This is a genomic window from Sphingopyxis sp. Root1497 (assembly GCF_001427085.1).
Taxonomy (GTDB): domain Bacteria; phylum Pseudomonadota; class Alphaproteobacteria; order Sphingomonadales; family Sphingomonadaceae; genus Sphingopyxis.
The window spans coordinates 574,447-594,885 of the sequence record NZ_LMGF01000004.1; the positions used below are offsets into that span (position 1 = coordinate 574,447).

A 20,439-nucleotide genomic window follows, 5' to 3' on the forward strand; every position below is an offset into this window, starting at 1 on the left:
GCTCGCCGGTCTATCCCCCGGCGGGCCTTTTCATTTGGGTCGGATCGAGAAATTATACGGCAGGTACAGGAACACCTCGGTCGGGCTGGCCTGCGCCCAGGCAAGCTGCTCGTTGAGCCCGGTGACCTCGACGCCATAGTCGGGACCGAAGGCCGCCGCGGTCTTCAGCCCCTCGGCGGCGACCAGCCTGACGATCTCGGTCCGATACTGGTCGGGATTCTTGATCGTCAGCGTGATGCCGCCACGCTTCTCGATCAGCGCACGACCGTTCGCGGGCACGCCTTTGACAAAAGTGTCGATCCGCTCCTGCGCGCTGCCGACCGAACCCGCGAGTCCCGCCTTGACGAACAGCCCGATCTCGCTGGTGTCGGGCCGTCCGCCGCGCTGGAAGACCAGGCCTTTGTAGTTTGTCAGCGCGACCTTGGTCAGTTCGAAATCGCCGGTAACCAGTTCGACGCCGGCACTCTCGGCGCGGCGGATCGCGGCCTCCAGCATCGCGTGGATCTCACGCTTGCGGACATCCTCCTCGCGCGAGTCCGAGGTGAATTGCACCCGCTGGATCGCGCTGTCGGCGGTGCGGCGCAGGCCCACCACCGGCTGCACATCGGCAAGATAGCCCGCCGAGGCGCGCTGCGCGGTGACCACCACCTCGCCCTGGATATTGCTGTTGTCCTGCGCGGCGACGCCACCGCCGCCCGCCGCCAGCGCGAGAACCGCCGCCAGTCCGATCCTGCCGATGCTCATGATACCCTCCTTCGCCGCAGATGTGCGTTCCGTGGACGGCGTATCAGGCAATGGCCTGCCCGGCCATGAACGAAAAAGGACCCGCCGGTTTCCCGGCGAGTCCTTGTTTCTTGTCGCAAGCCGTACGGCGAGGGGCTTATGCCTCGTCGCCGCCTTCGGGGCGTTCTTCGACCATCACATCGTCGGTGGTGAAGTCCTCGCCCTGCACCTTGCCCAGCGGATCGTCGCCGATCGCCGCTTCAGGGCCCTGCGCCAGTTCGGCGGCATGCTCTGCGGCGGCGGTCGCCGGTGCGATCAGGTCGACCTGGCTTGCGGCGCGCATCGCGGCGCGCAGCGCGGCATCCTTCGACGAGGCCGTCACGCGGACGCGGTTCATGGCAGCACCGGTACCCGCCGGGATGAGGCGGCCGACGATGACATTTTCCTTGAGCCCGATCAGCGAGTCGACCTTGCCCTGCACCGACGCTTCGGTCAGCACGCGGGTCGTTTCCTGGAACGATGCCGCCGAAACGAAGCTGCGGGTCTGCAGCGACGCCTTGGTGATGCCCAGCAGGACCGGGCGACCTTCGGCCTTGCGGCCGTTCTTCGGCAGCTTGGCGTTATATTCCATCATCTCCAGATAATCGAGCTGCTCGCCCGGCAGCAGCGTGGTGTCGCCGCCTTCGGTGATCTCGACCTTCTGCAGCATCTGGCGAACGATCACCTCGATGTGCTTGTCGTTGATCTTCACGCCCTGCAGTCGATAGACTTCCTGGATTTCGGCGACGAGATATTCGGCCAGTGCCTCGACACCCATGACGTCGAGGATGTCGTGCGGGTTCGGCGAACCGCTGATCAGCGCATCGCCGCGCTTGACCTGGTCGCCTTCCTGCACTTCGAGGACCTTCGACTTGGGGATCAGATACTCGATCGGATCGCCTTCTTCCGGAACGATCGCGATCTTGCGCTTCGCCTTGTAATCCTTGACGAATTCAATGCGACCGCTGATCTTCGCGATGACGCTGTTGTCCTTCGGAATGCGCGCTTCGAACAGCTCGGCCACCCGCGGCAGACCGCCGGTGATGTCGCGCGTCTTCGACGCCTCGCGGCTGACACGCGCCAGCACGTCGCCCGCCTGCACTTCCTGGCCGTCCTCGACCGACAGCATCGTGCCGACCGCGAGCAGATAGCGCGCGGCTTCGCCCGACTGGTCGTCGAGCAGAGTCAGGCGCGGCTGGAGGTCTTCTTTCTTCGAACGACCCGCCGAGCGATATTCGATCACGACGCGCTGGGCGATGCCCGTCGCTTCGTCGACCTGTTCGATCAGGGTCTTGGTATCTTCCAGATCCTGATACTTCACGACGCCCTGCTTTTCGGTGATCAGCGGCATGGTGAACGGATCCCATTCGGCAATCCGCTCGCCCTTCTTCACCTTGTCACCATCCTTGAGCAGGATGTGCGCGCCATAAGGCAGCTTGTGCGACGCGCGCTCGCGGCCTTCGCTGTCGATCACCGCGACCTCGCCCGAACGCGCCAGCGCCAGGCGGCGGCCACGCTGGTCGACGATCGTCGGCATGTCGCGATATTCGATCGTGCCGTCCGAGATCGATTCGGCGTTCGACTGCTCGTTGACCTGCGCCGCGCCACCGATGTGGAAGGTACGCATGGTCAGCTGGGTGCCGGGTTCACCGATCGACTGGGCGGCGATGACGCCGACCGCTTCACCGATGTTCACCGGGGTCCCGCGCGCGAGATCACGACCATAGCATTTGCCGCAAACACCCAGCGTCGCTTCGCAGACCAGCGGCGAACGGATCTTCACGGACTGGACTTCGGCGTCTTCGATCCGCTGCGTCGTCGGCTCGTCGAGCAGGGTGCCGACGGGCGCCAGCACATTGCCGTCCTTGTCGAGCACATCTTCCAACGTGGTACGGCCCAGGATGCGCTCGCCCAGCGAGGCGATCGTCGAACCGCCCTGGATGATCGCGCGCATTTCCATGCCGCGTTCGGTGCCGCAATCTTCCTCGATGACAACGCAATCCTGCGACACGTCGACCAGACGGCGGGTCAAATAACCCGAGTTCGCCGTCTTGAGCGCCGTATCCGCGAGGCCCTTGCGGGCGCCGTGGGTCGAGTTGAAATATTCAAGGACGGTCAGGCCTTCCTTGAAGTTCGAGATGATCGGGGTTTCGATGATCTCACCCGACGGCTTGGCCATCAGGCCGCGCATGCCGGCCAGCTGCTTCATCTGCGCCTGTGAACCACGAGCACCCGAGTGCGCCATCATATAGATGGAGTTGATCGGGGCCAGACGACCCGTTTTCGGATCCTTCGGTTCGGCGCGGATTTCGTCCATCATCGCGTTCGCGACCTTGTCGCCGCACTGCGACCAGGCGTCGATCGCCTTGTTGTACTTTTCCTGCTGCGTGATCAGGCCGTCCTGATACTGCTGCTCGAAATCCTTCACCAGCGCGCGGGTTTCGTCGACCATGCCTTCCTTCGACGCCGGGATGATCATGTCATCCTTGCCGAAGGAGATGCCGGCCTTGAACGCGTTGCGGAAGCCCAGCGCCATGATGGCGTCGGCGAACAACACGGTCTCTTTCTGGCCGGTGTGACGATAGACCTGATCGATCACGTCGCCGATTTCCTTCTTGGTCAGAAGGCGGTTGACGACGTCGAAGGGCACGGTGTGCGACTTCGGCAGGCATTCGCCGATCAGCATGCGGCCCGGGGTCGTCTCGAAGCGGCGCAGATATTCATTGCCCTTCTCGTCGGTCTGCGGGACGCGGCTGATGACCTTGGTGTGGAGCGTCACGGCACCGGTGAACAGCGCCTGATGCACTTCGGCCATGTCGGCGAGCAGCATGCCTTCGCCGGGTTCGCCGGCGCGTTCCATCGACAGATAATAGAGACCCAGCACCATGTCCTGCGACGGAACGATGATCGGCTTGCCGTTCGCGGGGCTCAAGATGTTGTTGGTCGACATCATCAGCACGCGCGCTTCCAGCTGGGCTTCCAGCGAGAGCGGTACGTGGACGGCCATCTGGTCACCGTCGAAGTCGGCGTTGAACGCGGCGCAGACCAGCGGGTGAAGCTGGATCGCCTTGCCCTCGATCAGCACAGGCTCGAACGCCTGAATGCCGAGGCGGTGAAGCGTCGGGGCGCGGTTCAGCAGGACCGGGTGCTCGCGAATGACTTCGTCGAGAATGTCCCAGACTTCCTTGCGTTCCTTTTCGACCCACTTCTTTGCCTGCTTCAGGGTCATCGAGAGACCCTTGGCGTCGAGGCGCGCGTAGATGAACGGCTTGAACAGCTCGAGCGCCATCTTCTTGGGCAGGCCGCACTGGTGCAGCTTGAGTTCGGGACCGGTCACGATGACCGAGCGGCCCGAATAGTCGACGCGCTTGCCGAGCAGGTTCTGACGGAAGCGGCCCTGCTTGCCCTTGAGCATGTCGGACAGAGACTTCAGCGGACGCTTGTTGGCGCCGGTGATCGTGCGACCGCGGCGGCCGTTGTCGAACAGCGCATCGACGGCTTCCTGCAGCATGCGCTTTTCGTTGCGGACGATGATGTCCGGCGCGCGCAGCTCCATCAGGCGCTTCAGGCGGTTGTTGCGGTTGATGACGCGGCGATACAGATCGTTGAGATCCGACGTCGCGAAGCGACCACCGTCGAGCGGCACCAGCGGGCGCAGTTCGGGCGGGATCACGGGAACGACTTCGAGAATCATCCATTCGGGGCGGTTGCCCGAATCGATGAAGCTTTCGACGACCTTCAGGCGCTTGATGATCTTCTTGGGCTTCAGCTCCGACTTGGTCGTCGCCAGATCTTCCATCAGGTCGGCGCGTTCCTGTTCGAGATCGAGATTCTCGAGCAGGACGCGGATCGCCTCGGCGCCGATGCCGGCGCTGAACGCGTCTTCGCCATATTCATCCTGCGCGTCGAGCAGTTCGTCCTCGGTCAGCAGCTGGAACTTTTCCAGCGGCGTCAGGCCGGGTTCGAGGACGATATAGGCTTCGAAGTACAGGACGCGCTCGAGCTGCTTGAGCTGCATGTCGAGCAGCAGGCCGATGCGCGACGGCAGCGACTTCAGGAACCAGATGTGCGCGACCGGCGCGGCGAGCTCGATATGGCCCATGCGCTCGCGGCGGACCTTGGTCACCGTGACTTCGACACCGCATTTTTCGCAGACGATGCCCTTGTATTTCATGCGCTTGTACTTGCCGCACAGGCACTCATAATCCTTGATCGGGCCAAAGATGCGCGCGCAGAACAGGCCGTCACGCTCGGGCTTGAACGTGCGGTAGTTGATGGTTTCGGGCTTCTTGATCTCGCCGAACGACCACGAACGGATCCGCTCGGGGCTCGCAATGCCGATCTTGATCATGTCGAAGGTTTCCGGCTTCGCGACCGGGTTCATGAAGTTGGTAAGCTGGTTCATATTCTAGCTCCACTCTTCCCCTCCCGCTTGGTGCGGGAGGGGCGAGGAAAAGATCTTATTCGGCGGCTTCGGGAAGGGCGTCGGGGCCTTCGTCGGGATCGGTCTCCGCATAGGACGACAGTTCGACGTTGAGACCCAGCGAGCGCATTTCCTTGACGAGCACGTTGAAGCTTTCGGGAATGCCGGCCTCGAAGGTGTCGTCGCCCTTGACGATCGCTTCGTAAACCTTGGTGCGGCCGATCACGTCATCGGACTTCACCGTCAGCATTTCCTGGAGCGTGTAGGCGGCGCCATAAGCCTGGAGCGCCCACACTTCCATTTCCCCGAAGCGCTGGCCACCGAACTGCGCCTTACCGCCCAGCGGCTGTTGGGTAACAAGCGAGTACGGCCCGATCGAACGCGCGTGGATCTTGTCGTCGACCAGGTGATGGAGCTTCAGGATATACATATATCCCACCGTCACCTTGCGGTCGAAGCGGTCGCCGGTGCGACCGTCGTACAGGTCGACCTGGCCCGACCGGTCGAGACCGGCGCGTTCCAGCATCTCGGACACATCGCCTTCGCGCGCGCCGTCGAACACCGGGGTTGCAAAGGGCACACCCACCGAAAGATTTCCGGCAAGCTCGACGACCTCATCGGCGCTACGCGCCTTGATTTCGTCCGCATATTCATCGCCATAGGCCTGCAGAAGCGCTTCGCGCACCGCCTCGGGCGGAGCGCCCGCCTCGGGGTCGGGGTTCGCCATGCGCCAATCTTCGAGCGCCGCGGTGATCCGGCGACCAAAGCCGCGCGATGCCCAGCCGAGGTGCGTCTCCAGGATCTGCCCGACGTTCATGCGCGACGGCACGCCCAGCGGGTTGAGCACGAAGTCGACGTGCGTGCCATCTTCCAGGAACGGCATGTCCTCGATCGGCAGGATGCGGCTGATGATGCCCTTGTTGCCGTGACGGCCGGCCATCTTGTCGCCCGACTGCAGCTTGCGCTTCACCGCGACGAAGACCTTGACCATCTTGAGCACGCCCGGGGCGAGTTCGTCGCCGCGCTGCAGCTTTTCGACGCGATCTTCGTACTTCGCGCTGATCCGCTTGATCGCGTCGTCATACTGCGCCTTGATCGCTTCGAGGGCGGTCTGGGCATTGTCTTCGACGACCGCCAGCTTCCACCAATCGCCGCGGTCGAGTTCGACCAGCATGTCCTCGGTGACCACATCGCCCTTCTTCAGGCCCTTCGGCACCGCGCTGGTCGTCTGACCGATCAGCAGGTCCTTCAGGCTCGAGAAGGTCGCACGGTTGAGGATCGCGCGCTCGTCGTCGGCGTCCTGCTTCAGACGCTCGATTTCCTCGCGCTCGATCGCGATCGCGCGCTCGTCCTTGTCGATGCCATGGCGGTTGAAGACGCGGACTTCGACGACCGTACCCGACACGCCCGGCGGCAGGCGGAGCGAGGTGTCGCGCACGTCGCTGGCCTTTTCACCGAAGATCGCGCGCAGCAGCTTTTCTTCCGGCGTCATCGGCGATTCACCCTTGGGGGTGATCTTGCCGGCCAGAATGTCGCCCGGGCCGACTTCGGCACCGATATAGACGATACCCGCTTCGTCGAGGTTGCGCAGCGCTTCCTCGCCGACGTTCGGGATGTCGCGCGTGATGTCTTCAGGGCCAAGGCGCGTGTCGCGCGCGGTAACTTCGAATTCCTCGATGTGGATCGAGGTGAAGACGTCGTCCTTCACGATGCGTTCGCTGATGAGGATACTATCCTCATAGTTATAGCCGTTCCACGGCATGAACGCGACGAGCACATTCTTGCCCAGCGCCAGTTCGCCCAGTTCGGTCGACGGACCGTCGGCGATGATGTCGCCGGTCTTGACCACTTCACCGACCTTCACCAGCGGACGCTGGTTGATGCAGGTGTTCTGGTTCGAACGCTGGAACTTCTGCAGGCGATAGATGTCGACGCCCGACTTGCCGGGTTCGACCATATCGGTCGCACGGATGACGATACGCGTCGCGTCGACCTGGTCGATGATGCCGCCGCGGCGGGCCGCGATGGCCGCGCCCGAATCGCGGGCAACGGTTTCTTCCATGCCGGTGCCGACGACGGGCGCTTCGGCCCGGATCAGCGGCACGGCCTGACGCTGCATGTTCGATCCCATCAGCGCGCGGTTGGCGTCATCGTTTTCCAGGAACGGAATGAGCGATGCCGCGACCGAAACGAGCTGTTTCGGCGACACGTCCATCAGCGTGATCTGCGCCTTGGGCGCCATCAGGAATTCGCCCGCTTCGCGTGCCGAGATCAGGTCCTCGACAAAGCTGCCGTCCTCGTGGAGATCGGCGTTCGCCTGCGCGACGGTGTGCTTCTGCTCTTCCATCGCCGACAGATAGACGACGTCGGTCGTGACCTTGCCGTCGATGATCTTGCGATAGGGGGTTTCGATGAAGCCATATTTGTTGACGCGCGCGAAGGTCGCGAGGCTGTTGATCAGACCAATGTTCGGGCCTTCCGGCGTTTCGATCGGGCAGATGCGGCCATAGTGCGTCGGGTGAACGTCGCGGACTTCGAAGCCCGCGCGCTCGCGCGTCAGACCGCCCGGCCCGAGCGCCGAAACGCGACGCTTGTGCGTCACTTCGGACAGCGGGTTGGTCTGGTCCATGAACTGCGAGAGCTGCGACGAACCGAAGAATTCACGCACCGCGGCAACCGCGGGCTTCGCGTTGATCAGGTCGTTCGGCATCACGGTCGACACGTCGACCGACGACATGCGCTCCTTCACCGCGCGTTCCATGCGGAGCAGGCCGACGCGATACTGGTTTTCCAGCAGTTCGCCGACCGAACGGACACGACGGTTACCGAGGTTGTCGATATCGTCGATTTCGCCCTTGCCGTCCTTCAGGTTCACCAGTTCCTTGACCACGGCGAGGATGTCCTCGCTGCGCAGCGTCGTCACCGTGTCCTCGGCGTCGAGGCCGAGGCGCATGTTGAGCTTGACGCGGCCGACGGCCGACAGGTCGTAACGCTCGGCGTCGAAGAACAGGCCGCCGAACAGCGCTTCCGCGGTTTCGCGCGTCGGCGGTTCGCCGGGGCGCATCACGCGATAGATGTCCGAAAGCGCCTGGTCGCGGTCCTCGGCCTTGTCGACCTTCAGCGTGTTGCGGATCCAGGGGCCGGTGTTGTTGTGGTCGATGTCGAGCAGGACGAGCTTGTCGATGCCCGCGCCGTCGATCTTCTCGAGATTCTCGGCCGACACTTCGTCGCCGGCTTCGATGTAGATCTCGCCGGTGGCTTCGTTGATCAGGTCATAAGCCGAGTAACGGCCGAAGATTTCCTCGGTCGGGATCAGCAGCGTGTCGAGACCGTCCTTCGCCGCCTTGTTGGCGAGGCGCGGGCTGATCTTGTGGCCGGCGGCAAAGACGACTTCGCCGGTCTTGGCGTCGACGACGTCGAACGCGGGCTTCGACCCGCGCCAGTTTTCGACCATGAACGGCACGCGCCAGCCATTTTCGGCGCGCTCGAAGACGAGGCGGTCATAGAAATCGTTGAGGATTTCCTCGCCCGTCATGCCCAGCGCATAGAGCAAGCTGGTGACCGGAAGCTTGCGCTTGCGGTCGATACGGACGTTGACGATGTCCTTGGCGTCGAATTCGAAGTCGAGCCACGACCCGCGATACGGGATCACGCGCGCGGCGAACAGGAACTTGCCCGACGAGTGGGTCTTGCCGCGGTCGTGATCGAACAGCACACCCGGCGAACGGTGCATCTGCGACACGATGACGCGCTCGGTGCCGTTGACGAAGAAGGTGCCGTTCTCGGTCATGAGCGGCATGTCGCCCATGTAGACGTCCTGCTCCTTGATATCGAGGACCGAACGGGTGTCGGTTTCGCTGTCGACTTCAAAGACGATCAGGCGCAGCGTGACCTTCATCGGCGCCGCATAGGTGATGCCGCGCTGGCGGCATTCGTCGACGTCGTATTTCGGCGCTTCGAGTTCGTAGTGGACGAAGTCGAGCTCGGCGGTGCCGGCGAAATCGCGGATCGGAAAAACGCTGCGCAGCGTCTTTTCGAGGCCCGAAACATAACCCGTCGACGGATCCGAGCGCAGGAACTGCTCATAGGATTCGCGCTGCACCTCGATGAGGTTGGGCATTTCCACCGCTTCGTGGATGTTGCCGAACAGCTTACGGATTCGCTTGCTTGCGGTTGCTTCGAGGGCCTTGCCCACCGACTTCGCCTTGGTCGCCATAAGTGATTGTCTCGCCTTGATAAAATAACTCGTGGGCGCATCGACGCGAAAAAAGCCGCAGGCAACCGTCGCCGGTTTACCGCAGCTTTCAAACGCCTGTCGAAATCCCCGCCGACCTATCCGTACAGCCTGCCGCGCAAAGTCAGGCTCTATCTCGGACGATGGGGTGTGACGGCGATATAGGATCGGGGCCCTGTTTTGTCAACGCGGCGACGACAGGAACCTCAGCGATCGAGCCCGTCGATCTTGCGTTCGATCCGCTCCAGCCGCGCGGCGATATCGCCGCCAGCGCCGACCGGCGGCGCCGGCAGGTTCAGCACCGGCATCACATAGATGGCGACGCGACGCCGGATTTCCAGCGGATCGTCATAATCCTCGGCACCGAGCACGAGCATCTGGTGGAGCAGCCATTCGATCAGCCGGTCGAGATCGTCGGGCGGCGCCCAGCCGCCCGAGGCGATCGCGCCGTCGAACATCGACCGCACCAGCGCCCCGGTGATCGACTTGTGCGCCGCGAGGAAGATCGAGAAATCGTCGTGGAGCAGCCCGTCCTGCGCGACCTTGTGGATCCACGGGGTGTTGCAAATGCTTTCGATCCCGCCCGCGATCACCTGCTCCAGCCGGTCCTCGATCGGCCCCAGCCCGACCGCGATCTTCGCCCCCTGCTCCAGATACGGTCCCGCCAGATGCTGGAGCAACGCGAGCAGCAATCCGTCGCGGTTGCCGAACCAGCGATAGAGCGTCGCTCGCGACACCCCCGATTCGCGCACGACATGATCGATCGTCGTGTCGTGAAAACCGATGCGCGACACCACCTCGGCAGTAGCGTCGAGCACCGCCGCGCGCGCTGCATCGCCGCTCGCGGGGCGCAGATTTGGGCCGAGACTCGCGATTTTTCCCTCCATCGTTGAGACGCGCTGGCTAGCATATCCCACCCTATGAGGCAAAATGTTGCATCTATCTCACTTAGTGTGATAAGTGGGCCTCAATGTCTCGCGGACGAACAGACCGGCTCCAGCCGGTGGCGCGCGATGGAGGGAGAGAAAAATGAGAATGACGCACGGACTGTTTTTGCTGCTGACCAGCGCCAGCATCGCGATCGCCACCGGCGCCGCGGCACAGGAAGCACCCGCCCCCGCCCCTGCCGACGCGGAGACGACGCAGGGCGGCATCGAGGATATCGTCGTCACCGCGCGCCGCACCAGTGAGGTCGCGCAGACGATTCCGATCGCGATCACCGCCTTTGGTGCGCAGCAACTGACCGACGCCAATGTCGAGGGCATCGCCGACATCGCCAAGCAAACCCCGAACTTCTTCGTCCAGACGTCGAGCGCCGACCCGACCGGTGTCCTCCTGACGATCCGCGGCCAGTCGCAGCAGGATTCGATCCTGACCATCGAATCGCCGATCGGCGTCTATGTCGACGGGGTGAACTACATCCGCTCGTCGAACCTCGAAACCGCGCTGTTCGACACCGAACGCGTCGAGGTGCTGCGCGGGCCGCAGGGCACGTTGTTTGGCAAGAACACCACCGGCGGCGCGATCAACATCACGACGCGCCAGCCCGACCTGTCGGGCGTCGGCGGCTATGTCCAGGCGAGCGGCGCGACCCACGACCGCTACGATATCGGCGCGGTGTTCAACCTGCCCGTCGTCACCGACAAGCTGGGTGTGCGCCTCGTCGGCCGCTGGCTCGACAACGGGTCGCTCGGGGTCAACGGCCTGAACCAAGGCATCGGCGGGCGCGAGCAGATCGCCTTTCGCGCCAACACGCTGTTCACCCCCAACGATGCGGTCAGCTGGGCGATCTCGGCCGATTACACCCGCACCAAGGGCGACGGACCGGTCAGCAAGCTCGCCTTCGTCAGCCCTTTCCCCAGCCCCGCCGCGGGCACTCCCAACCCCGCCCCGGCGCTGATCGACATCGCGATCAGCCAGGGCATCCTCAACCCGGCGCTGCTCGCCGATCCGGTCGCCAACGGCCCCGCGATCGGCGCCGCGCTGGCGCAGGCCCGCACGCTTTTCGCCGGTCTCGTCGACCGGCGCGGATTTTACGACAATGATGCAACGGGCGCGCAGGGCATTTATGCGCGCACCTATGGCGTCAGCTCGAACCTGGCGGTTGAGCTGACGCCAGATTTGTCCTTCCGCTCGATCTCGGCGGCGCGCTGGCTGAAACGCTGGCTCGACGTCGACCTCGACGCTTCGCCCTTCCCGCTGCTCGAGGCGAGCCTTTCCAGCCACGCCAAGAATCTCAGCCAGGAATTCCAGTTCAGCGGCACTATCGGCCAAAGCCTCGACTGGATCGTCGGCGCCTATTTCAACGAGGAAACCGGCCGCGACTTCTCGCGTGCCACAGCGCTCGGCACGATCAACGCGACCAATCCGAACATTACCGACGGCTTCGTCAAGAACAGTAGCTGGGCGGTGTTCGGCCAGTTCAACTATGACCTGACCGATGCCTTGCGCTTCACCGGCGGGCTGCGCTGGACCGAGGAAAGCAAGGAATTGCGCTCGTTCAACCGCTCGTCCGGCGGCGCGGTGTGCAACATCCCGCCGGCGCTGCAACTCGGCGGCACCTGCCAGGCGGTCTTCAAGGACGGCTTTTCGGATTACAGCTATCTCGCCAGCGTCGACTGGACACTGCGGCCGGGGCTCTTGGTCTATGCCCGCACCGCGCGCAGCTTCAAGGGCGGCGGCCAGAATCTGCGCGGCACCGGCAGCGCCGACAGCTTCGCCGCCTTCGCCCCCGAAACCGTCACCGATTACGAAGTCGGGACAAAGGCCGATCTGTTCGACCGGCGGCTGCGCATCAACGCCGCGATCTTCCAAGCGAACTACAGCGACATCCAGCGCACGATCGTCCAGGCCTCGCCCGGCGGCGCGATCGTCAGCCTGGTCACCAACGCGGCGCGCGCGCGCATCCGCGGCGGCGAGCTCGAAGTCACCGCGATCCCGCTCGACGGGCTGACCCTGTCGGGCAGCGTCGGGGTCAACGACGCCAAATATCTCGACTTCACCGACGTCACCGGCGACCGCTCGAACGAACCCTTCCAGTTCCCCAAATACAGCTACCGCCTCGGCGCCACCTACGCGGCGCCGCTCGATTTCGGCGAACTGCGGCTCAGCGTCGACTGGACCTGGCGCAGCGCGACGCAACTGGTGGGTTCGGCGATCTACCGCGACAGCCTGCGCCAGCCCGCCTACGGCCTGCTCGGCGCCCGCGCGTCGATCGATATCGAGAGCATCAACAGCCAGATCGCGATCTTCGCGACCAACCTGACGGGCAAGCGCTATGCGGTGTCGGCGGTGCAGTTCGACAACAGCCTGGGCTTCAACAGCCTCTACGCCGGCGAACCGCGGGTGATCGGGGTCCAGCTGACGACGCGGTTCGGCGGCGAGTGAGCACGGCCGCCGCGGTCGCAACGCCGCTCCCATAAACTTCGTCATTGCGAGCGAAGCGAAGCAATCCAGAGCGGTTTACGCCGCTCTGGATTGCCGCGTCGCTTCGCTCCTCGCAATGACGAGGCTTGAGTGGCGGCCCTCGCGCGCGCCGACCGACGTCAAAAAATCCCCTTCAACAAATTCGCCGGATTCTTCCGCAGCGCCGCCTCTTCGCCCGCCATATATTGGAAAATGCCTTTCAGCGCCTGCTCGGTCACCGACTTGGTCAGCCCGTCATGCGTCAGCCCCGCCGACGCCAACAGCGAATTGCCCTTCGACAAATCGTCGAGTTGGCGAAAGGCGCCGACATTCTGCAGCGCCGATCCGACCAGCGGCGACACTTTGGTGAACAGCACGTCCCCGGCGCTGGTCTGCAGATAGCGCGTCGCGCCATCTTTCTTGGTCACCAGCGCGGGTGCGTCGGACCAGCGCAGGCCGTCGATCGCGGCACGAAAAACCGGCTTCGCCTCGCCCGCGGCCTTGCCGCCGGCGTCGTTCAGGCTTCGGGTCAAATTGGTCGTCAGGCCCAGCTTGTCGCCCATGCCGAACAGCTTCGACGCCATTTTTCCGCCCGCCCCCGGCAACAGGATGCGCACCGCCTTGTCGGCGTAAAAGGCCCCGGGCTGCGCCAGTTTGTCGAGCGCCCCGTCGGATGCATTGCCGATCAGCGACTTCACGCCGCCGTTCGGCGCTTTGGCCATCGCGAATGGCGTCACCGCAAGCGCCAACATCCCGGCCGCCCCCGCGAGCAGCGCCCGGCGCTGCATTTCCGTCTCGTCCCACTCCATGACGCACTCCTGCCAGGGCCTGCCCCGCCGCAATCGACGGGCCGGTTGTAGCAGCAAAGCGTTGGCCGCCATAGAGCGTCGGTGAGACGGATGACGCCCGCTAACGACCGATTGCGGAAGTTGATCAGGTTGTTCCCGCGCCTTTGTCGTATAGGTATAGCGTAACAGGGCATTGGCAATCGTTTGCCGAGACGATAGCCTCTTGAAGTGTGACATTCTCCAATTCGTCGTAGACCATGTCGTCTTTGACGGGCTCAATATGATCGGCGTCCGCGCAGAAATTATCGTGCGACGTCGCTTCGATAATCGCGTTTACCTTGCGCCAGCGATAGGGCCGCGTTCGGCGGTCAATTACATTGTAGATCATTGCTGTGTTCTAGCGATACGTCAAAACAGGGCAACCTCCGCTCCCCACCCCAAAGCCGACCTCACACCCCGTCAAGCCGCCATGCGCAGCCGGTTCCGCCCTTCGCGCTTGGCGGTGTAGAGCGCGTCATCGGCGCGCTGGAGCAGTTCCTCGACGCCGGTCTCGCCGGCATAGACCGCGACACCGATGCTGACCGTCGCCGGCGGACCGTCGTCGTCGGCGCGGCCGTTCAAGGCCTCGACCGCCTGCCGCACCCGCTCGGCGACCAATTCGGCGGCCTGCGCGCTCGACCGTTGCAGCACACAGACGAATTCCTCGCCGCCATAACGGCCGACCATATCCTCTTCGCGCAGCGACGCCTTGGCGCGCTGCGCGACGCGGCGGATCACCGCATCGCCGACGCCATGGCCGTGGATGTCGTTGATCCGCTTGAAATGGTCGATGTCGAAGATCGCGACCGCCAGCGGCGCACCATTTTCGCGCGCGCCGACCAGCGCGCGTTCGAGGAAGGCGAGCGTGTGGCGGCGGTTCGGCAATCCGGTCAGCGCATCGGTGTTCGCCGCGGCCTCGGCATCGCTTCGCGCCGCTTCGAGCATGCGGGCGTTCTCCACGGTCTCGGTCACATCCTGGATCGTGCCGAAGATGCCGACCGGCTTGCCGCCACGGCTCATTTCGATCGAGCCGTGCGACACGATGTCGCGCACCTCGTCGTCGGGGCGGATGATCTGGCCATGGAATGCGAAGGATGTGCCGTCGGCGACCGCCTTTTCCAGCGTCGCGCGCATCCGGTCGCCGTCCCCGGGCATATAACGGTCGAGGCTGCCCTGAACCGTCATCGGGGTGTCGGGTTCCAGCCCGTGGATGCGATAGGCCTGATCGGACCATTGGATCGTCCAGCGGACAAGGTCGACGCGCCAATGGCCGACGAGCGCCGCCGCCTCGGCCTGGAGCAGCCAGCGGTTGCTCTGCTCGAGCCGTTTCGCCAGCCGTTGCCGCACGACGAGCAGCGCCGCGAGCGGCAGCGCGGTGAACAACAGCGTCAGCAGGTAGAATTGCAGGAACAGGACGATCGTCGTCGGCGCGGCGTCCATATTGGCGATCGGGCCGAGCCCGTGCCCCGTCATCCACGACGCGATGATCGTGACGATCAGCACGCTGGCCGCGGCGCCGAAGGGGCCGAGACGATAGGAGGCCGCGACCACCGCGACGCACGGCAGGAAGGTGACCGGGAATTCGGCCTGCGAAAAACAGACGGTGGTGATCGCCGCCGCCGCGGTCAGGATCGCGGTCGCCTCGACGGTCCCGGCGCGATTGCTGTTGCCGAGCGCGCCCGCTCCGGCAAGCCGCGCGAGCATGACGATCGGCGGGGTGACGATCAGCATTCCCAGCCCGACGGTGGTCAGCCACGACCGGAAAAAATCGAAACCGCCACCGGTCAGCAAGGTCGCGATACCGGCGCTCGCGCAACTGGCGGTCAGCGCCGCGATACAGAAATTGCCGACCGAGCGCGGCACCATGAACGACAATAGGCCGCGCTCGCGGCGATTGATCATCCACAGCGCGACGCTACCCTCGACGGCATTGGCCAAGGTGAAGGCGGCCGACAGCGACAGCGGCGCGCCGCCAAGCATATTGGCGCTGACGCTGGCGCCCGCCATGCCGACAAGGGCGCCGATCCGCGCGCCGGCCGGCGCCAGCAACAGCATCGCGAGCAGATAGCCCGACGGCGGCCACACAGCGGCGATATTATCAGCGCCCTTGGTCGCGGCAAGCGACAGGCTGGCGAGCAGGAAATAGCCCAGCGCCGTCAAAAGCGACCAGAACAGCGTCTCGACCTTGGGGGACATCGACCGCGTCATGCCGCAAGACTGATCGAAATTGGCAAAGAAATCGATAACATAAGCGCCGCCGCCCTGGATTTGCGACGAAATGCGGATCGCGGCGCCGGCGGTCAGGCCACCCCGCCGAAGGTCAGCCCGACGACCTGTTCGACCATCGCCTCGTCCCAGTCGATGCGGCGATCGAGGATCAGCATCGCGAGGCCATGGACCAGCGCCCAGGCGTGCAGCGCGGCAACATCGGGGTCCTTGACCCCCGGCAGCGCCTTGCCGACCCCGGCACGGAGCAAATTATACGCCACTTCGCCGCCATCGTCCTCGCCATCCTTGCGGTCGGGCATCTGGCGCGTGAAGCTCAGGCGGAACAGCGCCGGCTCGTCGTGCGCGAACCGCACATAGGTGGCGCCGGTCGCCTTGAAGCCCGCGACCCCGCCGCCCGCCTTCAGCCACGCCTGAGCCTGCAGCGCGCCGAGCCGCCGCAATCCCTCACCCGCGAGCGCGTCGAGCAGCGCCTCCTTGTCGGGGAAATGGCGGTAAAGCGCGGTCGCGCTGACCCCGACGTCGCGCGCCAACGCGCGCAGCCCCAGTTCGCCGTCGTCGCCGGCTTCCAGCCGCTTGAGCCCCGCCGCGATCACCGCCGCGCGCAGGTCGCCATGATGATAGGTGCCCGCCGCTTTCGCGCCGTCGCTTTTTATGTTGACACTGTTATCTTTGCTCGCCATCATGTTTTCACTGTAAACATATCGAGTCGCCCACGCAACCCCACGCTGCGCGGCACCTTCGCCAACTTCCGTACGGAGCTTCATCATGGCCAGCAACGTCGAAACCATCATCCGCGGTGCCGTCACCAAAACCATCGGCAAGGTCGCCGATTTCAACCGCAAGCGCCTCCCCCGCCCCACCGACGCGCATCCCTTCCTGACCGGCATCCACCAACCGATGACCGAGGAATTCACGCTCGAGGAACTGCGCGTCGACGGCGAAATCCCCGCCGCCCTGACCGGCCGCTACCTGCGCAACGGCCCCAACCCCGCGATCGCCCCCGATCCCGCCAGCTATCACTGGTTCGCCGGCGCCGGCATGGTCCATGGTATCCGCATCGCGAACGGCAAGGCCGACTGGTATCGCAATCGCTGGGTGCGCGGCAGCGAGGCCTGCGAAGCCCTCGGCGAAGATCTGCCCCCCGGCCCGCGCGAAGGGCGCAACGATGCCCCCAACACCAACGTCGTCGGCCTCGCGGGCCGCACCTTCGCGATCGTCGAGGCGGGCGGAAAGCCGGTCGAACTGGGTTACGAATTGAACACGATCGCTCACAACCCGTTCGACGGCAGCCTCGCCGGCGCCTTTACTGCACACCCGCACCACGACCCCTTCACCGACGAAATGCACGCGATCACCTATCGCGGCGACGAGCCGAACAAGGTCTGGCACGTCGTGCTCGACAAGGATGCGCAGGTCGTCCGCGAACTGGCGATCCCGGTGAGCGACGGTCCGTCGATCCACGATTGCGCGATCACCGAAAATTATGTGCTGGTGCTCGACCTGCCGGTGACCTTCTCGATGAAGATGCTGCTGGCGGGCTACCGCTTCCCCTATGCGTGGAACGACGCGCACCAGGCGCGGGTCGGCCTCCTCCCCAGGACGGGCGGCGCCGACGACATCGTCTGGGTTCCGGTCGAGCCTTGCTATGTCTTCCACCCCGCCAACGCCTTCGAGACGGCGGACGGCAAGGTGATCGTCGACGTCGTCGCCCACGAAACGATGTTCGCAAGCTCGAAGCGCGGCCCCGACAGCGAAAAATCGCGCATGGAACGCTGGACGATCGATCCCGCGGCCGGTACCACGACCCGCACCGTGATCCACGATCATGCGCAGGAATTCCCACGCTACGACGAGCGGCTGACGACCCGGCCCTATCGCTACGCCTACAGCGTGGCCATTCCCGATGCGCAATCGAGCGAATGGGCACTGGCTGAAACGCGACTGTTCCGCCACGACCTCGATGCCGGCACCACGACGGCGCATGACTTCGGCCCTGATCGCCACCCCGGCGAATTCGTCTTTGTTCCGCGCAGCGAAGATGGCGCCGAAGACGATGGCTGGCTGATCGGGCTGGTCGTCGACATGAACGACGAGACCACCGACCTCGTCATCCTCAACGCCGACGATTTCACCGGCGCGCCGCAGGCGGTGATCCACCTGCCGCACCGCGTCCCGCCGGGGTTCCACGGCAATTGGGTCGCCGACTGACGCCCAAAGCACTGAAACGGGACAATTTCGAGACCGGCGTCACCCAGTTGACGCCGGTCCCTTTTTTCCGCCATGAGGGTCACCATAAAGGAGATTCCGCATGGCCCGTTTCACCCGCCTCGCAGCCGTCGCTGTCGGCCTCACTCTGCTGGCAAGCCCGCTTGCGGCACAGGATAAGTCCAAGACGATCGAAGGCACGTTGACCCTGTTCGAAGGCCAGAAGTTCGACGGCGATTCCTATCGCCTCGAAAAGGACGAACCGTCGCTGCAGCACGACTTCCTCGTCGGCAGCATCGCGGTCTATCCCGGCGAAACCTGGGAATTGTGCGACAAGCCCAAGTTCAAGGGCAATTGCCTGACCGTGTCAGCCAACGAGACCGGCATCGGCAAGGCGATGATCAAGTCGGCCCGCGTGATCAAGGCCAAGTAATAAGTCCGCGTCCGGCCGTTGCGGCGGCCGGCGCCTTTCCATGATCGCCTCGGTCGCGCGCAGCGACCGTTCGTTGTCGACGTCGATCGCGGTCGCGCCGTCGCGGACGAGCAGCGCCGCGACCTCGACCTTCAGATGCCGCGAGATGCGGCCGAAGATGTGATGGATCGGCCCGAGCCCGAAGCGGAAGCGGAGCAGGTTGACCAGCCCGAACGCCTGCATCACACGCACCGGTTTCTTGACGAACTGCCCGCCGCCGCGAAATGCCTCGGCGGCTTTCAGCGCTCTGCGATGGCCGATCCAATAGGCGTTGCAGTTCGACACCGCGACGTCCGAAAATTCGTAAAAGCGCCGCTGGCCCTCAGGATGCGCCGCCAGCACATCCTCACGCCGCGCCAGCGCCACCCCCGCCTCGGCACCGAGGCGCGCCGCTTCGGCGCTGATTTCGGCGATCGTCGCGGGGGTCAGCAGGCAATTGTCGGCGGTCGTAACGAGCAGCGGGAAATCCGCCTGTTCAGCAACAGCGAGTACGGAATCCGCCAGATTGTCGGAAGCGGGCACGAACACCAGGCGATCGCCGAGGCTGTCGACGACGATATCGCCAAGATCGTCGGCCAGTCCTTCGTGATGGCTCGACACGAAGATGCGCGCCGCGTCGGTCGCAGCGGCGCTGACGAGCACATGTGCGACCATCGGACGGCCTGCAACGGGCACCAGGCATTTGTCGGCGACGCCATGCGCCTCGGCGAGCGCATCGACCGCACCCGGACGGCGACCGGCGAGGATGAGGATAGAACCGAGGCCCGTTTCATGTCCGCTCATGCCGCGTCCCTCCGCGCCGCCGCCGGCGCCAACTGGCGGAGCATGCTTTCGGCGACGATCGTCTCGATCAGGTCGGCCTGGGTAAATCCGGCAGCGACGGCGGCGCGGCCAAAGACTTTTTCGGACCAGAGATTGCAGTTGAGGTTCACCTCGAGCAGCCGCACCTCGCCGGTCGCGAAGTCGACGCGGAACTCGAAACGCCCGAAATCGAACGGGCGGAAGATCTCGGCCATCTGCGCGGTCATCGCCGCGATGCGCGCACCGATTTCGGGTTCGTCGAACAGTTTGAGGCTATATTTGGCGCTGCGGTCGACCAGGTCGCGCTTTTCCTGATAGGTGCGCAGGTGCGTCGGATCGGCCTGTTCGAAGATCATCATCGGCAGCATCGCGGGTTCGCCGCCCTGCGTGATCACCGGCACCTCGACATCGCTGCCGACGATGAAGGGTTCGACGACCGCGTCATGGTCGAGCGCATGGATCTCGGCGACCGCCTGCGCGAGTTCGATGCGATCGTGCGCGTCGCGAATGCCCCATGACGCCGAGCTGTTGTTCGGCTTGATCACCCAGCGCGAGGCGGGCGGGCAGCGCGACACGTCGACCGGCGCGCCGCGGCGGAACAGGGCCCAGGGCGCGGTCGGCACGCCGCGCGCGGCGGCCTCCAGCTTGGTCAGATGCTTGTCGTCGGAGAGTCCGCGCACGATCGGCGAGGCGCCGACATAGGGCAGGCCCATGCGGTTGCAGAGCAGGGGCAGCAGCATTTCCGAATTGAAGAAGCCACCCCGGTTGAGCAGCGGAAAGACGAAATCGGCATCGGGTCTGTCGAACAGCGCCGCATAGCTGTCAGCGATGACAAGCGGGACACCGAGGCCTTCCAATATTTCGCGAATCTCGCGGTGGTAGAGCGCGTGGTTGCCGTCTTCGGGGTGCAAGGCGCCGGTCCAGCGCGCATGTTTGGCGATGAAGAGCAGCCGCTGTTGGCGGATGGCGTCGGATAGCCGCGTGGGCTGAAGAGAGGTGGTTCGCATAAGGCGTTTCGACCACACGGAGGTTGCAGCGGCATGACCTTTCGGTGACGGCGCTGAAACCAAAACGCCAAATC

The 20,439-nt window shown here is 64.5% G+C and carries 13 protein-coding genes; 3 read left to right on the forward strand and 10 right to left on the reverse strand.

The features are described from left to right. Positions 1 to 30: 30 nt before the first annotated feature. From ASD67_RS14275 to ASD67_RS14290, 4 genes are all read right to left on the reverse strand, one after another. Complete coding sequence (locus ASD67_RS14275; RefSeq protein ID WP_056348318.1) at positions 31 to 744, reverse strand: hypothetical protein; 714 nt, start codon at positions 742 to 744, stop codon at positions 31 to 33. Between the two features lie 136 nt (positions 745 to 880). Then, positions 881 to 5,167, reverse strand: coding sequence for a DNA-directed RNA polymerase subunit beta' (gene rpoC / locus ASD67_RS14280; protein ID WP_056348321.1), 4,287 nt, complete (start codon positions 5,165 to 5,167; stop codon positions 881 to 883). A 55-nt stretch (positions 5,168 to 5,222) separates the two neighbouring features. Next, a complete protein-coding gene (gene rpoB / locus ASD67_RS14285) occupies positions 5,223 to 9,401 on the reverse strand; it encodes a DNA-directed RNA polymerase subunit beta (protein WP_056348324.1) in 4,179 nt (1,392 codons plus the stop codon). 224 nt (positions 9,402 to 9,625) lie between these two features. Further along, a complete protein-coding gene (locus tag ASD67_RS14290; RefSeq protein WP_056348328.1) occupies positions 9,626 to 10,306 on the reverse strand; it encodes a TetR/AcrR family transcriptional regulator in 681 nt (226 codons plus the stop codon). Positions 10,307 to 10,448: 142 nt separating this feature from the next. Here ASD67_RS14290 and ASD67_RS14295 point away from each other — a divergent pair, with 142 nt between their 5' ends. Beyond that, the gene (locus ASD67_RS14295) at positions 10,449 to 12,806 is read left to right on the forward strand and encodes a TonB-dependent receptor (RefSeq protein WP_082545056.1); all 2,358 of its coding nucleotides are present in this window, start codon (positions 10,449 to 10,451) and stop codon (positions 12,804 to 12,806) included. Positions 12,807 to 12,964: 158 nt separating this feature from the next. On the opposite strand, the gene ASD67_RS14300 is transcribed toward ASD67_RS14295, so the two are convergent. From ASD67_RS14300 to ASD67_RS14315, 4 genes are all read right to left on the reverse strand, one after another. Continuing rightward, on the reverse strand, positions 12,965 to 13,633 hold the full coding sequence (locus ASD67_RS14300; protein ID WP_056348334.1) for a DUF4197 domain-containing protein: 669 nt from the start codon (positions 13,631 to 13,633) through the stop codon (positions 12,965 to 12,967). A 124-nt stretch (positions 13,634 to 13,757) separates the two neighbouring features. Continuing rightward, complete coding sequence (locus ASD67_RS14305; RefSeq protein WP_056348338.1) at positions 13,758 to 14,000, reverse strand: hypothetical protein; 243 nt, start codon at positions 13,998 to 14,000, stop codon at positions 13,758 to 13,760. Positions 14,001 to 14,071: 71 nt separating this feature from the next. Continuing rightward, positions 14,072 to 15,859: a sensor domain-containing diguanylate cyclase gene (locus ASD67_RS14310; protein WP_056348340.1), complete on the reverse strand. Its 1,788-nt coding sequence runs from the start codon at positions 15,857 to 15,859 to the stop codon at positions 14,072 to 14,074. A 92-nt stretch (positions 15,860 to 15,951) separates the two neighbouring features. After that, positions 15,952 to 16,560, reverse strand: coding sequence for a TetR/AcrR family transcriptional regulator (locus tag ASD67_RS14315; RefSeq protein WP_056348344.1), 609 nt, complete (start codon positions 16,558 to 16,560; stop codon positions 15,952 to 15,954). An 85-nt stretch (positions 16,561 to 16,645) separates the two neighbouring features. Here ASD67_RS14315 and ASD67_RS14320 point away from each other — a divergent pair, with 85 nt between their 5' ends. Both ASD67_RS14320 and ASD67_RS14325 read left to right on the forward strand, forming a co-directional pair. After that, positions 16,646 to 18,088 carry an 8'-apo-carotenoid 13,14-cleaving dioxygenase gene (locus ASD67_RS14320; RefSeq protein ID WP_056348348.1) on the forward strand — a complete coding sequence of 481 codons (1,443 nt, stop codon included), beginning with the start codon at positions 16,646 to 16,648 and terminating at the stop codon, positions 18,086 to 18,088. Positions 18,089 to 18,188: 100 nt separating this feature from the next. Continuing rightward, complete coding sequence (locus ASD67_RS14325; protein ID WP_056348351.1) at positions 18,189 to 18,518, forward strand: beta/gamma crystallin-related protein; 330 nt, start codon at positions 18,189 to 18,191, stop codon at positions 18,516 to 18,518. On the opposite strand, the gene ASD67_RS14330 is transcribed toward ASD67_RS14325, so the two are convergent. Both ASD67_RS14330 and ASD67_RS14335 read right to left on the reverse strand, forming a co-directional pair. Further along, on the reverse strand, positions 18,453 to 19,340 hold the full coding sequence (locus tag ASD67_RS14330; protein ID WP_082545058.1) for an NTP transferase domain-containing protein: 888 nt from the start codon (positions 19,338 to 19,340) through the stop codon (positions 18,453 to 18,455). The two genes, ASD67_RS14325 and ASD67_RS14330, sit on opposite strands and share 66 nt — an antisense overlap. Next, entirely contained in the window at positions 19,337 to 20,365 is a 1,029-nt protein-coding gene (locus ASD67_RS14335) for a D-alanine--D-alanine ligase family protein (RefSeq protein ID WP_056348353.1), read from the reverse strand. The genes ASD67_RS14330 and ASD67_RS14335 overlap by 4 nt, the downstream gene beginning before the upstream one ends. Positions 20,366 to 20,439: the final 74 nt, after the last annotated feature.